We start from the raw sequence: 12942 nt of genomic DNA, 5'->3' as shown, positions 1-12942 counted from the left end.
GGCCTACTCCGTGGTCGTGATCTGGGTCGGTGAGTGCAGCATGTCGAGCGACTTCCCCTCGCCGAGATACATGTGCACGCCGCACGGCAGGCAGGGATCGAAACTGCGCACGGTGCGCATGATGTCGATGCCCTTGAAATGTTCGCGATCGTTCTCCTCGAAGATCGGCTGGCCCTGCACGGCGTCCTCGTACGGTCCCGGAGTGCCGAAACTGTCGCGCGGATTGGCGTTCCACGGCGTCGGCGGATAGGGGTGATAGTTGGCGATCTTGCCGTCCCTGATCACCATGTGATGCGACAGCACCCCGCGCACCGCCTCGGTGAATCCGCAGCCGATCCCTTCGTCGGGCACCTCGAAGCTCTCCCACGTCTTGGTGCGTCCGGCGCGGATCTCCACCAGAGCCTGCTCGGCGAAATGCAGCGCGCACGCGGCGGCATAGGCCTGGAAATAGGTTCTGGCGCGGTCACGTTCGATGGTGTTGCTGCCGTACTCGGGAATCTTCCACTCGAACGACACCGGACCTTTCAACGCGGTCTTGGGCAGGTTGATCTGCACACTGCGCCCGGTGGATTTCACGTAGCCGATATCGACCAGACCCGCCAGCGCCGTCGACCACAGCCGGGCCAGGGGTCCGCCGCCGGTGTCCAACGCGAGATGTTCCTTGCCGTCGAACCAGCGCGGCGACATCACCCAGCTGTACTTGTCGTCCATATCGCGTTTCTGCGGCTTGGGATTGGTGTGCTGATTCCAGGGGTGACGGCGATCGACCGGATTGCCGAGCGGATCGGTGGTGACGAACATTTCCTGGTCGGTCCAGTCGTCGTAATAGGAACTGCCGAGCAGGATCCGGATACCGAGGTTGATATCGAGCAGCGAGGTGGTGATCAGGCGTCCGTCGACGACGATGCCCGGGGTCACGAACATCTTGCGGCCCCAGCCCTCCATGTCCTTGTAGGCGAAATTGCACACTTCCGGATCCTGGAACGAACCCCAGCAGCCCAGCAGCGTCCGGCGCAGCCCGACCTGTTCGTAGCCGGGGATCGCCTCGTAGAAGAAGTCGAACAGGTCGTCGTGCATGGGCACGACCTTCTTCATGAATTCGACGTAGCGCATGAGTCTGGTCATGTAGTCGGTCATCAACTGGATCGTGGCGACCGTGCCCACACCGCCCGGATACAGCGTCGACGGATGGACGTGCCTGCCCTCCATCAGGCAGAACATCTCGCGGGTGTACCGGCTGACCTGTAGCGCTTCGCGATAGAACTCGCCGGTGAACGGGTTGAGGGCGCGCATGATGTCGGCGACCGTGCGGTAGCCGTGGGCGTCGGAATGCGGCGCGAGGGATTTCTCCGCACGGGCCAGCACCGCCGGGTTGGTCTCGGAGACCATCTTCTCGCAGAAATCCACGCCGACCAGGTTCTCCTGGAAGATGTTGTGGTCGAACATGTATTCCGCCGCTTCGCCCAGGTTGACGATCCACTCGCCCAGATGCGGCGGTTTCACCCCGTAGGCCATGTTCTGGCAATAGCACGAGCACGTCGCGTGGTTGTCACCGCAGATCCCGCAGATGCGGCTGGTGATGAAATGCGCGTCGCGCGGATCCTTGCCCTTCATGAAGATCGAGTAACCGCGGAAGATCGAGGACGTGCTGTGACACTCGACGACTTCGCGGTTCTCGAAATCGATTTTCGTGTAGATGCCGAGGCTGCCGACGATTCGCGTGATCGGATCCCAGGCCATCTCCACGAGAGCATCGGGGTCGATCTTCTTGTGCGACGGCTCGGGAATGATGGCTGTCATCGAAGAATCTCCTACCAGGTCCGGGTGGCGCCGGTTTCCAATCGCTCGCCCTTGTGCCGCCAGCGCGGCTCTTTGTCGACCGTGCGGCCGGTGATGTGACGCAGGCTGCGGATCACCGACCCGTAGAGCCCGGACGCGGTGGACGACAGTTTCCCGCCCGGCGGCTCGTCCATGAACGGCATGAACTTGTCCGGGAATCCGGGCATCGTGCACCCGATGCAGATACCGCCCACATTCGGGCAGCCGCCGACGCCGTTGATCCAACCGCGTTTGGGTACATTGCATTTCACGACCGGGCCCCAGCAGCCCAGTTTCACGATGCATTTCGGTGAACCGTATTCGGTCGCGAAATCGCCCTCTTCGTAGTAGCCCGCGCGATCACAGCCCTCGTGGACCGTCGCGCCGAAAAGCCATTTCGGGCGCAGCGCTTCGTCGAGCGGGATCATCGGAGCCTGGCCGGTGGCCATGTACAGCAGGTAGGTCAGGGTCTCCGACAAATTGTCCGGGTGAATCGGGCAGCCCGGTACGCACACGATGGGAATTCCGGCCTTGCTCTTCCATTCCCAGCCGAGATAGTCCGGAACGCCCATCGCGCCGGTGGGGTTGCCCGCCATCGCGTGGATGCCGCCGTAGGTGGCGCAGGTGCCGACCGCGACGACCGCGGTCGCCTTGGGCGCGAGCCGGTCGAGCCATTCGCTGGTCGTCATCGGCTGGCCGGTCGCCGGATCGTTGCCGAAACCGCACCAGTAGCCGTCCTCGTGTAATTTCTCGTTCGGAATCGATCCCTCGACGACCAGGACGAACGGTTCGAGTTCGCCACGGTCGGCTTTGAAGAACCAGCCGAGGAAATCGTCGGCTCCTCCGGACGGGCCGCATTCGAAATCTATGAGCGGCCAATGTACGGCGACCTTGGGCAGGCCGGGGAGCGCGCCGAGCGCGATCTCCTCGACACTGGGCTGGGTGGCGGCCGTCAACGCCACCGAATCACCGTCGCAACTGAGGCCCGCGTTGATCCAGAGAACATGGATCAGGGTCTCCTCGGCCTGTACTGCTTCCTGTGTGGGCATGGGCTGTGCCGCTTTCCGATCAATCGAACATTCGACCGGTTCTCCCCCGACCCGGAGTACCGGGCGTCGAATGTGATCCTGATCACGTAAGTTTAGGTCTGCACCGAAAGATCATCAATAGCTCGACGCTTGCCGGACAGCTGTTTGGCGCGCAGCCAGTCGTACCAGCGTTCGAGTCCGTCGCCCCCGGTCGCCGAAACCGGGATGATCTCGATACCCGGATTCACCGAATTCGCGTAGTCCGCGCATCGCTCCGGATCGAAATCCACGTGGGGCAGCAGATCGATCTTGTTGAGCAGTACCAATCGGGCCGCCGCGAACATGTGCGGATATTTCAGTGGTTTATCGGTCCCCTCGGTCACCGAGATCACCACGACCTTGCCGCTCTCACCGAGATCGAACAGCGCGGGACAGACGAGATTGCCGACATTCTCGATGAACAACAGTGTCTCCGGTTCCGGATCGAGCGCGTCGAGAGCGCCCGCGATCATCTGCGCGTCGAGGTGGCATCCGGCGCCGGTGTTGACCTGCACGACCGGCCTGCCCGTCGCCCGGATCCGCTCGGCGTCGAGCAGGGTCGCCTGATCGCCCTCGATGACCGCTGTGGGCCAGCCGGGCAGATCGAGAATGGTGCGTTCGAGCAGCGTGGTCTTCCCCGCGCCCGGCGAACTGGTCATATTCAGCGCGAGGATGCCCAGGCGCGCCAGCCTGCGGCGGTTACGCGCGGCGAGTTCGTCGTTCTTGGCGAGCACCTTCTGTTCCAGCGTCACGGTTTCGGTCACCGGAAGGTGCACGTGATCGTGCGAATGGTCATGATCGTGCGAGTGGCCGTGGCCGCCGTCGGGATCGTGGCGGTGCTCGTGCGGGACGGTGATCACCGCCGCCGCGTCGTCCCCGCATCCACAGGTTGCGCACATGTCGACTCCACTTCCATCGAGGTGATCCGAAGTTCCTGACCGGACCGGACCTCGACATCCGCGCCACCGCAGGCGCGGCACAGCAATATCGGATAGGTCAGTTCGAATTCCGTACCGCAACCACGGCACCGCGCCGCCCCGGCGACCACGACGATCTCGAGATCCGCGCCTTCGGCGACAGTGCCTTCGGCGGCGAGTTCGAAACAGAAACGCATCGCGTCCGGCACGACCGCGCACAACGCGCCCACCGTGACGGTGACACCGTGCACCCGCCTGCCCGCCGCGTGCTCGCACACCGCGTCGATGACACTCTGTGTGATGGCCATTTCGTGCATCACGGTCCCGGTTCATCGTGGGCGACCCCGAATATGAGGCTACTCCCGAGCAACCCGCTCCGAGACGACTTCGGGGAGCACCGCCGGACTTCGTCGCCGGCCGAGGTCTACCCGCCGGGTAATCGACAACACGGGCGGGCGAGGATGATCATCGGCGCAACGAAAGGATCCACCGGATGACCACGACGACGCGTTACGCCTTCGACACCGACACCGCGAGCACCCCGGTCGGCGAACACGAATACGCCATCGACCTGTCCCGGCGCTGGACCACGATGGCGGGCACAGCCAACGGCGGATACCTGCTCGCCACCTGCCTACAGGCGCTGCGCCGCGAGATCCCCCAGCCCGATCTGCTGTCCGCGTCCGCGCACTACCTGCGCCCGGGTGTGACCGGCCCGGCCCGGATCCGCACCGAGGTCGCGCGCATCGGCCGCCGCACCGCGACCGGAACGGCGGTACTCACCCGCGAGGACCGCGAGATCGTCCGCGTCCTGGCCACCTTCACCGATCTCGCGCAGGCCGAAGGACGCACCTTCGAATCCGGGGCGGCGCCGGTGCTTCCGCCGCCGCAACGCTGCGTGAACCCGCTGGAGAGCGCGGACTGGTCGGCCTCGACCATCGCGGGCCAGATCGAATTCCGCACCCCCGAAGTGCCGGGATTCTTCCGCGGCGCACCCGGTGGCACCACCTCCACCGAATTCTGGCTACGGTTCGCCGACGGCAGGCAACCCGATCCCGTCGCACTGGCGCTGCTCGTCGACTCCACCGCGCCGGTCGTCTTCGATCTCGGAGTGTCGGGCAGTTCGACCATCGAGCTCACCGTGCACATCCGGCGTCGGCCCGCACCGGGGTGGCTGGCCTGCCGGGTGCGCACCAACCACCTGATCAACGGATTCCACGAGGAAGATTTCGACATCTGGGACAGCACGGGCGCGCTCGTGGCCCAGTCACGTCAGCTGGCGATCATCCCGGCCGATTCCTGATCGATGTGCCGGACGGTCACGGGGGCGGTCGGCGCGGATGACCTCGGCAGCGGTGGATCGCACCCGTGATCGCCGACATCACCGCCGCCGTCAGCCATCCGAACCGCGACGGCGGCCTGCGACCTCCGCCCCGCTGCGACATCGTGTCGAGTGCCCGCTGCACCCGTAGCTCCACGGCCGGTGGTGGTGCGACGACATCGAGGACCGTCATCACCGCGACCGCCTCCCGCGTTCCGCGCAGGACGGCGGTGAACGCCGCGACGGTGGCGGCATCGGCCGCATGCAGTCGCCGCTCGATACGACGGCGTTCGCGTTCGGTGGTCGCGTCGATCGCGTACGGTACGGCCGATTCGAGCAGGTCCGGGTGGGACCGCCCGGAAGCTGTCACGGGGTGTCACTTCCCGCCAGACACAGCTCCAACCGTTTGAGCCCGTCTCTGATGCGGGTTTTCACGGTCGGCAGCGGCACGTCGAGATATTCGGCGACCTCGCGGTAACTGCGGTCGCTGTAGAAGGCCAGGGCGATGGCCTCGCGCTGTTTGCTCGTCAGATCGGCCAGCGATTCCACGACCGACTGCTCGTCGAAATGCTGTAGGGCCACCTCCGCGACCATGTCGTGGTCGCGACCACGGTGAATATGTCCGTAGGTCGCCTCCCTGCCACGGGCCGACTCGTCGGCGCGGACGCGATCGACGGCCCTGCGGTGGGTCAGCATGATCAACCAGCCGATCGGACTCGACAGGGCGGAGTCGTAGCGATCGGCCAGCATCCACACCTGGAGGTAGACCTCCTGCGCGATCTCCTCGGCGATCGAGCCGTTGCGCAGGATCCGGACCGCCACACCGAACACCCGGGGACTGGTCGCCTCGTAGAGTTCGGTGAACGCGGCGCGGTCACCCCGGCCTACGCACCCGAGCAGTTCGGCCAGATGGTGATTGCGTGCCCGCGTTTCCCCGGAGATCGCGCCGACCCGCTCCGCGCTGAGCACCGGGGTCGTGGAATCAGGCGTCGGTGTCGAGCCGGACCCCGGGGCGCGATCACGGTCGGCGCGTCGTTCGAGCAGCGCGTTACCCACGGCGACCACCGCCCCGTAGCCCACACGTCACTCGCCGTGGTGAGACGCACTCCGGATATCGCGTGCCGAGCCTCTCGTCCGGCGAAATCCGCCGCTGGGCCGTAGGCAGTTCTCCCGAATGTCGTCTCACCGTCATCGCTCTTCACGCCTCCGTCGACGCGACCCGGCGGGCCGCATTGTGCATGGACGGGTCGGAATTCGCCCCGACGGAGGTGCCGGATTGGTGGGGTGGGAGGGAAATCGGCCGACCCCACCGATCCGGCGGCGACTACGGCGTCAGCGGTTGATCCAACGCTGCATCTGCTCGGGGTAGCGCTCCCCTTCGATCTCGACCTTCCCGGCCGCCGCGGTGATCTCGGCCATGTCGTCGGGGCCGAGTTCGATATCGGCGGCGGCGGCGTTCTCGAGCAGGCGGTGAATCTTCGTGGTGCCGGGGATGGGCACGATCGAGGGATGCCGGGCGAGCAGCCACGCGAGCGCGATCTGGGCATTGGTGGCGCCTTTGCGGGCGGCGATCTCCGACAGCAGCTCGACCAGGACCGCGTTGGCCGCGCGGGCCTGTTCGGTGAACCGTGGCAGGCTGCCCCGCAGGTCGGAACTGTCGAAAGAGGTCTTCGTATCGATCGTGCCGGTGAGGAAACCTTTACCGAGCGGGCTGAACGGCACGAACCCGATACCCAGTTCGATCAAGGTCGGCAGGATCTGGTCCTCCGGCTCGCGCCACCACAGCGAATACTCGCTCTGCAAGGCCGTCACCGGCTGCACGGCGTGGGCGCGGCGGATGACGTCGACGCCCGCCTCCGACAGACCGAAGTACTTCACCTTCCCCGCGGCGACGAGGTCGGCCACCGTGCCCGCGACGTCCTCGATCGGCACCTCGGGATCGACCCGGTGCTGGTAGAGCAGGTCGATGCTGTCCACATCCAGCCGTCGCAGCGAATCCTCGACGGTGGCCCTGATGTGATCGGGCTTGCTGTTCAGCCCGGTGGCGCGGTCACCGTCGAAGCCGAACCCGAATTTGGTGGCGATGACGACCTGATCGCGGACCGGGGCCAGCGCCTGCCCGACCAGTTCCTCGTTGGTGAAGGGGCCATACATCTGGGCGGTGTCGAAGAAGGTGATGCCCCGGTCGACGGCCGCGCGGATCAACGCGATGCCGTCCTTCTTCTCGACCGCGGGCCCGTAGCCGTGGTCGAGTCCCTTTCGCGGGGATGAGAACGAAGGTCGCCCGAGATCAACGCACGACGACCCGGGCGCGTGCCAGATTGTCGATCCGAGCGAACGAGGTCGAGCCGTCCGCGTCGCGTTGCGCGCTGATCCGGACGGTGACGAATCGCGTGCCGGGGGTGGTGTAGGTGTGACGACGGCGCAGCACCACGGCGTCGGCAGGCTCGAGCAGCTCGTCGAGCTCGAAGACGCCGTCGCCGTCCAGATCCCATTGCGCGCGCACGAGTGTGGCGTGCTTCTCCGGCGTCGCCGCCTCGACCTCGATCGATACCTCCGCTCCGGCGTCGATATCAGCGCGCGCGCCGCCGTCGACGCCGACCCGGACGACCGGTTGCACCCCGTGGCGATCAGCGGCCCGCTCCGGTACGCGGACCTGCCCGTCGACCACCGTGTACTCGGTGTTCGGCGCGGGCGGGATATCGCGCTCGACCCAGTCCGCGAGCTGTTGGAGGGCCTCGTGCAGGACTCCGAGGTAGCTGACGGTATGGGTCGGGTGTTCCTGTCGTTCGTCGTCGCCGTGCAGGGCGTTGTCGACATACCAGAGCCGGAAATGCCCACCCGCGCGGTCGCCGAGATACTCGTCTACCTTGTTTCGATACCAATCCGCCTGCCACGCGAAGGCTTCGCGATCGAGCAGGCAGGCCACCATGATCATCTTCCCGTCGAACTGTCCGGTCGGCAGGTGGCCCGAGGCCGCCGCGGTGAACAGTGGACCGACCAGCATCGGGCGCTGCGGGCAGCGCGGATCTCCCGCCTCGTCGCGGAACTGGTCCCAGACCGCGTATTCCGGATCCGGCACCTGGTGGCGGTGGTAGGTCTGCGCGGCCAGGAAGTTGCTGTTGTCGATGATCACGGTGTCGCCCGGACGTGCCTTCGCCAGTTCGGTGTTCGGCCCGGAGGTGTCGAGGACGACCATGTCGTCGCGGATCCCGCGAACCGTGCACCGTGTTCCCTCGGCGGGCCCCGAGATCACCGCCAGTTCCGCGCCGCGTCCGGCCCCGTCCGGCACGACGCCCAGTCGCAGCGCGACGACCGCGTCCTCGTCGCCGGTGCCGCCCTTGAAGGATTGGTCGACCCCGGATCTGGGCGCGCCCGCCATGGTGTCGGCGTAGGGCCCCAGGTCGACACCGTCACCCCGGGTGACGACGCCGACGACGTCGGTCTCGAGCCGGATGCGGTCACGGTGGATCGAGGCGTCCAGGTCGGCTCCCAAATATCCCCGCGCGGTCCAGAATTCGTCGAAATATTGTGGATCGACCAGCGCCAGATGCGGACTGAGCACGTCGAACGCGTGATTGCCCATCGTCGCGTGGCCGAACCAGGACGCGGGCGGAAATCCCATGCGGGTGACCTCGGCCAGCGCGGCACGCTTCTCCTCGTCGAGGCCCTCGTACGGATCACCGCTACCGCCCGGTTCCAGCGCGTCCACGATGCGGTCGAAATCGTCGCGCAGGATCCGCTGCGCGTGCATGCGCACACTGAAGACGTTCGGAATGGCCATCGGGCTACCCGGCACGTACGGGACGAACCCGTCCCAGATGCCGACGGTGTTCTCCGCGCCGCCCAGGGTGCGATACGCGCCGCCGCTGCCACCGTAGACATATCCGTACGGGCGATGGTCGCTGTAGACCGAGCGCGCGACGACGCGCGAGTATTCGGCCGACGCCGCGTTGGCGCGATACGCGCCGACCGTCGGATCGGTGCTCGATCCCGGCGTGCCGACCACGCCGCCGCCGTTGGTCTCGAGGAAGTAGCCGCCCGCGTGGAACGCGAAGCCGATCTTGTCCTCCTGACCGGTTCCGGACCGCGCGAGATTCTCGCTGTCGGGCACGGGGGTGATGTGCTGGAAGAATCGCCCGCCGTACGTCGCCTCGGGCGGGAAATAGAGGGAGAACCGGGCGGCGGTTCCTTCGAATCCACCGTGCACGTAGCGGTGCCGTACCGGTTCGTCACGCCATTCGTCGATATCGATGAACGGTCGTTCGAAATCACCGGTGAGAATTGTTTCCGGCCTGTCGGGCACAGTTGTTCCTTTCGAAGGCGTCGGGCCTACCGTGCGGTGAGCGCCTCGATGATCCTGTCCGCAGTATTGCGATGGCTCTCGGTGGTCGGGTGCATGGGCACCGGGGCGTCCGCGCTGACCGGCAGTGCGCCGACCATCCAACTCTGCGGCCCGGCGCAGATATCGTGCGCGCGGGTGGACTCGGACACGGGCTGCTCCACCACGGAGTCCACTCCGACGTCGAGCGCCGTGCCGGGGCAACCGGGCGGTGGCAGGATCCTCGTCGCCTACTTCTCCCGCCCCGGTGAGAACTACCACTACGGCGGCCGCCGGAATCTCGACATCGGCAACACCGAGGTACTCACCGGGATGATCCGCGACCGCGTCACAGCCGACGTCCACCGGATAATTCCCGCCGCCCCCTACCCCGCGGCCTACGAAGCCACCGTCGCGCGCAACCGAACGGAACAGGAATCCGGCACACTGCCCGCGCTCGCCACTCTCCGCCCCGACACCACCGGATACGACACGGTGCTGCTCGGCAGTCCGGTGTGGAACAGCCGCGCCCCCCAGATCATGTCGACATTCATCGACGGCCTCGACTTCACCGGCAAAACGGTCCTGCCCTTCGTCACCTACGCGGTCAGCGGCATGTCCGGCATCGACGACTTCTACCGCCGCCGCCTCCCCACCGCGACCGTCACCACCGGACTCGCCGTGCGCGGTGAGGAAGTGAACGACGCGGGCGGCGAGGTCGACCGATGGTTGCGCGAAAACGATCTCGCCACCCGATAGCCGGGAATGTCGCCGCCGTCGCACAGTTCCGTCACCAACGGCACAGACCTATCAGCGTGACTCGCGACGAGGGCGAAATACGACACCCCTGGGAGGCGTCGGAAATGCGCGAAGTCGCAGGGGCGGATGATGTCAGTCGTTGCCCGTCGCGGGTTCGGGCGGCTGGTCGTGATCGTGTTGCAGTGCGGTGTTGATTCGTTGGGCTTCGGCGAGTTGGTCTTCGAGGATGATGATTCGGCAGGCCGCGTCCAGGGCTGTGCCCTGATCGACCAGTTCGCGTACGCGTGCGGCGATGCGCAGTTGGTAACGCGAGTAGCGGCGATGCCCGCCTTCGGAGCGGTGCGGGGTCAACAGTCTCGCGGTGTCGAGCGCGCGGAGGAAGGCTTGGGTGACGCCGAGCGCGGATGCGGCGGCGCCCATGCTGTAGGAGGGATAGTCCTCGTCGTCGAGGTTGCCGGTGTGGTTTTCGGGTTGTGCTTGTTCCATGTACACCTGTCCGGGGAAACGGGTATCGGCCCCCGGCGCGTGGTGCGCCGGGGGCCGGAGGGGGATTTACTTCACCAGCCGTATCCGATGATCGGCGTGGTGCTTTCGCGTCCCAGGAAGAACAAGACGCGAGGGGTGTTGCGGCGTGACTGTCGATCACCTCCTTTCGATCCGGCGTGCGCGGTGCCTTCCTGCCCCGGCAGGGGGTGGTATCGGGCACCGCCTCTGTCACTTCCTGCGCCCTCCCGGTGTGGAGCTGCCGTGCCTCGGGAGGGGGTGTTGCCGTACTTCATCTCATTCCGGGAAGTTCATTCTCTACCCGGCCCATGGGACTTTCTTTCTCTGTGATGGACACGAAGGTATAGCAATCTGTCACGGATGTCTACAGTCACCGGTGAAGATTTTCTGGCCCGGTTCGGGACTTCTCGGCGGTGCGTGTGATCAGGTTGTCTACTGCTCGGCCGGACAGGGGTAGGTCGAGGTCCTGGAAGGTCAGTTCCAGGTGGCCGTCTTCGGGGTGCTGGAGCCGTTTGACGCCGTCGTGGCGGATCAGGACGTCGTGCGCGGCCCATCGGTCGCGGAATTCGGGTGAGGGTGGGCAGCTCGCCGATGAGTTCGCGCAGTGCCCGGCCGCGGGGTTCGCGTGCGGCCTCGGCGCGCAGCAGGGCGGCGGTCGCATTGCCGGCGACGGCCCCGGTCGACGAAGAAGTCATGTGCGCCGAGGTCGAGGAAGACGTAGCGGGCGATATTTGGGGCGGCCGTGCTGGTCGATGGTGGCGCTGTCGAACATCGGCGCGTGCGGGGCTCGGGCCGGGGGGTTCCGGCGTCGACGTCCGGCTGTTGCGTACGAACGCCGAGGACATCGTCATGGAGTCGAGCAGCCACTGGACCTGGGGCGGGACCTCGATGTCCCTGCGATGCGATGCGCGGCGCGATGACCGGGCAAGGAGGCATGCTCCGGCTGGCCACCCTGCTCATGTTGGCTTCGAGGACGGGCCCTACCCGCCGTAGAGACGAATGGAGTCCTGGGTCGGGTCGACGGCGGGCACCGTGTAGCTCGACGAACTTCCGTCGAGGTGGGTTTCCTCGACGTAGTAGGCGGGTTCGGCGGGCAGACGGCGCCATCGGGCGCGCGGATCATCGACCTGCTCGGGATGACTGTTCGACATGATTCCCCCTTCCGAATCGTGTCACCACATGCTACTCGCAGGCAGCCTGGTTGAGGGATGCGTTGCCGCACAATCCAAGTCGGACCGGATGGTGCGGGCGCGCCGGGTCGCGGTGAACTCGACTGTCGCAGTGTCATGTGCGGTCACGGCGACTGTGTCCGCCTCAGTTCGTTTATGGAAGCGACGGCCCGCCGGATCGCGGAGGATGACGGGATGAGAACGAGAGTCGAGGGATGTTCCCGTGAGTGGTTCGATCCGAGCGGGACGCCGAGGGCGGGGCGGGTGTCCGGCATCGGGACCGCGGAGCGGACATGCTGAGGGTCGCGATGCTGGTCGTGGCCGGTGTGTTCTTCGCTGGCATGGGGGCCTACGGCTTGGTGGCCCCCGCTCGGTTGGTGGCGCCGTTCCTGCTGCGGGCCGACACTTCGGAGGGCAGGTCGGAGGTGCGCGCCGTCTACGGCGGCTTCGGGATGGCCGTCGCCGCGGTGCTGGGGTGGGCCTCGGTCGCCGGACCCGGCGGGGTGAGCACGGGGGTGGTCGTGACGGTGGGTGTGGCTCTCGGTGGGATGGCCTTCGGACGGATCGTGTCGCGGATCGTCGACGCCGCAACCCCGTTCTATCCGGTCGGCCTGTATCTGCTGGTCGAAGCCGTCGGCGCGGCCGGGCTGCTGGCGGTCGCATGAGCCATCATGGAGGAATGGGCACCGGTGCGAACCACACGATTTCGACGGCGTCGACCGGGCGAAGTCGCTCAGCGCCGCACCTGTCGTTCTCCGTATCGCGCGCTGTTCGGCGCACTCCTTCGGGCGCCGAACAGCGCGGATCCCGCTGCGATACCGACGGCACGGGGTCGCCCGATCCCGCGCCGTCGGCGCCGGCTTGCGTTATCGCAGTTGGTTTTTCATTACCTTGCCGGTGGCGTTCAGCGGCAGGGTGTCGAGGAAACGTATCGAACGTGGGACCTTGAAGCCTGCCATGCGGTCGCGGCTCCATTCGATGAGTTCGTCCTCGGTGATCGGCTGCTCGGCGACGATGTAGGCGCGTCCGACCTGGCCCATCCGTTCGTCGGGCACGCCGATGACGG

The 12942-nt window shown here is 66.4% G+C and carries 16 protein-coding genes; 3 read left to right on the top strand and 13 right to left on the bottom strand.

The annotated features are described in order from the left end of the window. Positions 1–3 precede the first annotated feature (3 nt). The 4 genes from JZ792_RS33205 to hypA all read right to left on the bottom strand — a co-directional run bounded on the left by JZ792_RS33205 (position 4) and on the right by hypA (position 4119). A complete protein-coding gene (locus JZ792_RS33205; RefSeq protein WP_216916846.1) occupies positions 4–1800 on the bottom strand; it encodes a nickel-dependent hydrogenase large subunit in 1797 nt (598 codons plus the stop codon). Between the two features lie 11 nt (positions 1801–1811). Then, positions 1812–2867 (bottom strand): NADH-quinone oxidoreductase subunit B family protein, encoded by a 1056-nt coding sequence (locus tag JZ792_RS33200; RefSeq protein WP_109524774.1) that lies wholly within the window; start codon positions 2865–2867, stop codon positions 1812–1814. A gap of 92 nt (positions 2868–2959) precedes the next feature. Continuing rightward, positions 2960–3784 carry a hydrogenase nickel incorporation protein HypB gene (gene hypB, locus JZ792_RS33195; protein WP_216916845.1) on the bottom strand — a complete coding sequence of 275 codons (825 nt, stop codon included), beginning with the start codon at positions 3782–3784 and terminating at the stop codon, positions 2960–2962. Then, positions 3742–4119: a hydrogenase maturation nickel metallochaperone HypA gene (hypA, locus tag JZ792_RS33190; protein ID WP_216916871.1), complete on the bottom strand. Its 378-nt coding sequence runs from the start codon at positions 4117–4119 to the stop codon at positions 3742–3744. The genes hypB and hypA overlap by 43 nt, the downstream gene beginning before the upstream one ends. 176 nt (positions 4120–4295) lie before the next feature. Between hypA and JZ792_RS33185 the strand changes: the two genes are divergently transcribed. Then, positions 4296–5105 carry a thioesterase family protein gene (locus JZ792_RS33185; protein WP_216916844.1) on the top strand — a complete coding sequence of 270 codons (810 nt, stop codon included), beginning with the start codon at positions 4296–4298 and terminating at the stop codon, positions 5103–5105. Positions 5106–5121: 16 nt separating this feature from the next. Here JZ792_RS33185 and JZ792_RS33180 read toward each other — a convergent pair whose 3' ends face one another. The 5 genes from JZ792_RS33180 to JZ792_RS42390 form a co-directional block, all read right to left on the bottom strand. Then, positions 5122–5493 carry an RskA family anti-sigma factor gene (locus JZ792_RS33180; protein WP_216916843.1) on the bottom strand — a complete coding sequence of 124 codons (372 nt, stop codon included), beginning with the start codon at positions 5491–5493 and terminating at the stop codon, positions 5122–5124. Further along, entirely contained in the window at positions 5490–6203 is a 714-nt protein-coding gene (locus JZ792_RS33175; RefSeq protein WP_308165554.1) for a sigma-70 family RNA polymerase sigma factor, read from the bottom strand. The genes JZ792_RS33180 and JZ792_RS33175 overlap by 4 nt, the downstream gene beginning before the upstream one ends. A 252-nt stretch (positions 6204–6455) precedes the next feature. After that, on the bottom strand, positions 6456–7445 hold the full coding sequence (locus tag JZ792_RS42765; protein ID WP_216916869.1) for an aldo/keto reductase: 990 nt from the start codon (positions 7443–7445) through the stop codon (positions 6456–6458). Then, positions 7414–9429: a hypothetical protein gene (locus JZ792_RS43110; RefSeq protein WP_254190696.1), complete on the bottom strand. Its 2016-nt coding sequence runs from the start codon at positions 9427–9429 to the stop codon at positions 7414–7416. The genes JZ792_RS42765 and JZ792_RS43110 overlap by 32 nt, the downstream gene beginning before the upstream one ends. A gap of 26 nt (positions 9430–9455) precedes the next feature. Next, entirely contained in the window at positions 9456–9617 is a 162-nt protein-coding gene (locus tag JZ792_RS42390) for a hypothetical protein (protein WP_254190695.1), read from the bottom strand. Here JZ792_RS42390 and JZ792_RS42385 point away from each other — a divergent pair. Beyond that, entirely contained in the window at positions 9604–10203 is a 600-nt protein-coding gene (locus tag JZ792_RS42385; RefSeq protein ID WP_308165553.1) for a flavodoxin, read from the top strand. The genes JZ792_RS42390 and JZ792_RS42385 overlap by 14 nt on opposite strands. Positions 10204–10335: 132 nt before the next feature. On the opposite strand, the gene JZ792_RS33155 is transcribed toward JZ792_RS42385, so the two are convergent. From JZ792_RS33155 to JZ792_RS33145, 3 genes are all read right to left on the bottom strand, one after another. After that, the gene (locus JZ792_RS33155) at positions 10336–10689 is read right to left on the bottom strand and encodes a helix-turn-helix domain-containing protein (protein ID WP_438804418.1); all 354 of its coding nucleotides are present in this window, start codon (positions 10687–10689) and stop codon (positions 10336–10338) included. Between the two features lie 388 nt (positions 10690–11077). Further along, positions 11078–11368 carry an MmyB family transcriptional regulator gene (locus JZ792_RS43310; protein WP_216916842.1) on the bottom strand — a complete coding sequence of 97 codons (291 nt, stop codon included), beginning with the start codon at positions 11366–11368 and terminating at the stop codon, positions 11078–11080. 319 nt (positions 11369–11687) lie between these two features. Continuing rightward, on the bottom strand, positions 11688–11858 hold the full coding sequence (locus JZ792_RS33145) for a hypothetical protein (RefSeq protein WP_216916841.1): 171 nt from the start codon (positions 11856–11858) through the stop codon (positions 11688–11690). Positions 11859–12169: 311 nt separating this feature from the next. Between JZ792_RS33145 and JZ792_RS33140 the strand changes: the two genes are divergently transcribed. Next, on the top strand, positions 12170–12541 hold the full coding sequence (locus JZ792_RS33140) for a DUF4345 family protein (RefSeq protein ID WP_438804417.1): 372 nt from the start codon (positions 12170–12172) through the stop codon (positions 12539–12541). A gap of 201 nt (positions 12542–12742) precedes the next feature. On the opposite strand, the gene JZ792_RS33135 is transcribed toward JZ792_RS33140, so the two are convergent. Continuing rightward, positions 12743–12942, bottom strand: a 200-nt coding sequence (locus JZ792_RS33135; RefSeq protein ID WP_438804321.1) for an AMP-binding enzyme, incomplete at its 5' end; no start/stop codon positions are given.

Source organism: Nocardia noduli (assembly GCF_019038455.1).
GTDB lineage: Bacteria > Actinomycetota > Actinomycetes > Mycobacteriales > Mycobacteriaceae > Nocardia > Nocardia noduli.
Note: the sequence above shows the minus strand (reverse complement) of the source record. Positions and strands in the feature narration are given on the sequence as shown.

Coding starts and splice junctions, on each gene's coding strand:
- JZ792_RS33155 (WP_438804418.1), bottom strand. CDS start 10,689: ATGGAACAAGCACAACCCGAAAACCACACCGGCAACCTCGACGACGAG.
- JZ792_RS33200 (WP_109524774.1), bottom strand. CDS start 2,867: ATGCCCACACAGGAAGCAGTACAGGCCGAGGAGACCCTGATCCATGTT.
- JZ792_RS33145 (WP_216916841.1), bottom strand. CDS start 11,858: ATGTCGAACAGTCATCCCGAGCAGGTCGATGATCCGCGCGCCCGATGG.
- hypA (WP_216916871.1), bottom strand. CDS start 4,119: ATGCACGAAATGGCCATCACACAGAGTGTCATCGACGCGGTGTGCGAG.
- hypB (WP_216916845.1), bottom strand. CDS start 3,784: ATGTGCGCAACCTGTGGATGCGGGGACGACGCGGCGGCGGTGATCACC.
- JZ792_RS33185 (WP_216916844.1), top strand. CDS start 4,296: ATGACCACGACGACGCGTTACGCCTTCGACACCGACACCGCGAGCACC.
- JZ792_RS43310 (WP_216916842.1), bottom strand. CDS start 11,368: ATGCGACCGCCGCCCTGCTGCGCGCCGAGGCCGCACGCGAACCCCGCG.
- JZ792_RS33140 (WP_438804417.1), top strand. CDS start 12,170: ATGCTGAGGGTCGCGATGCTGGTCGTGGCCGGTGTGTTCTTCGCTGGC.
- JZ792_RS33205 (WP_216916846.1), bottom strand. CDS start 1,800: ATGACAGCCATCATTCCCGAGCCGTCGCACAAGAAGATCGACCCCGAT.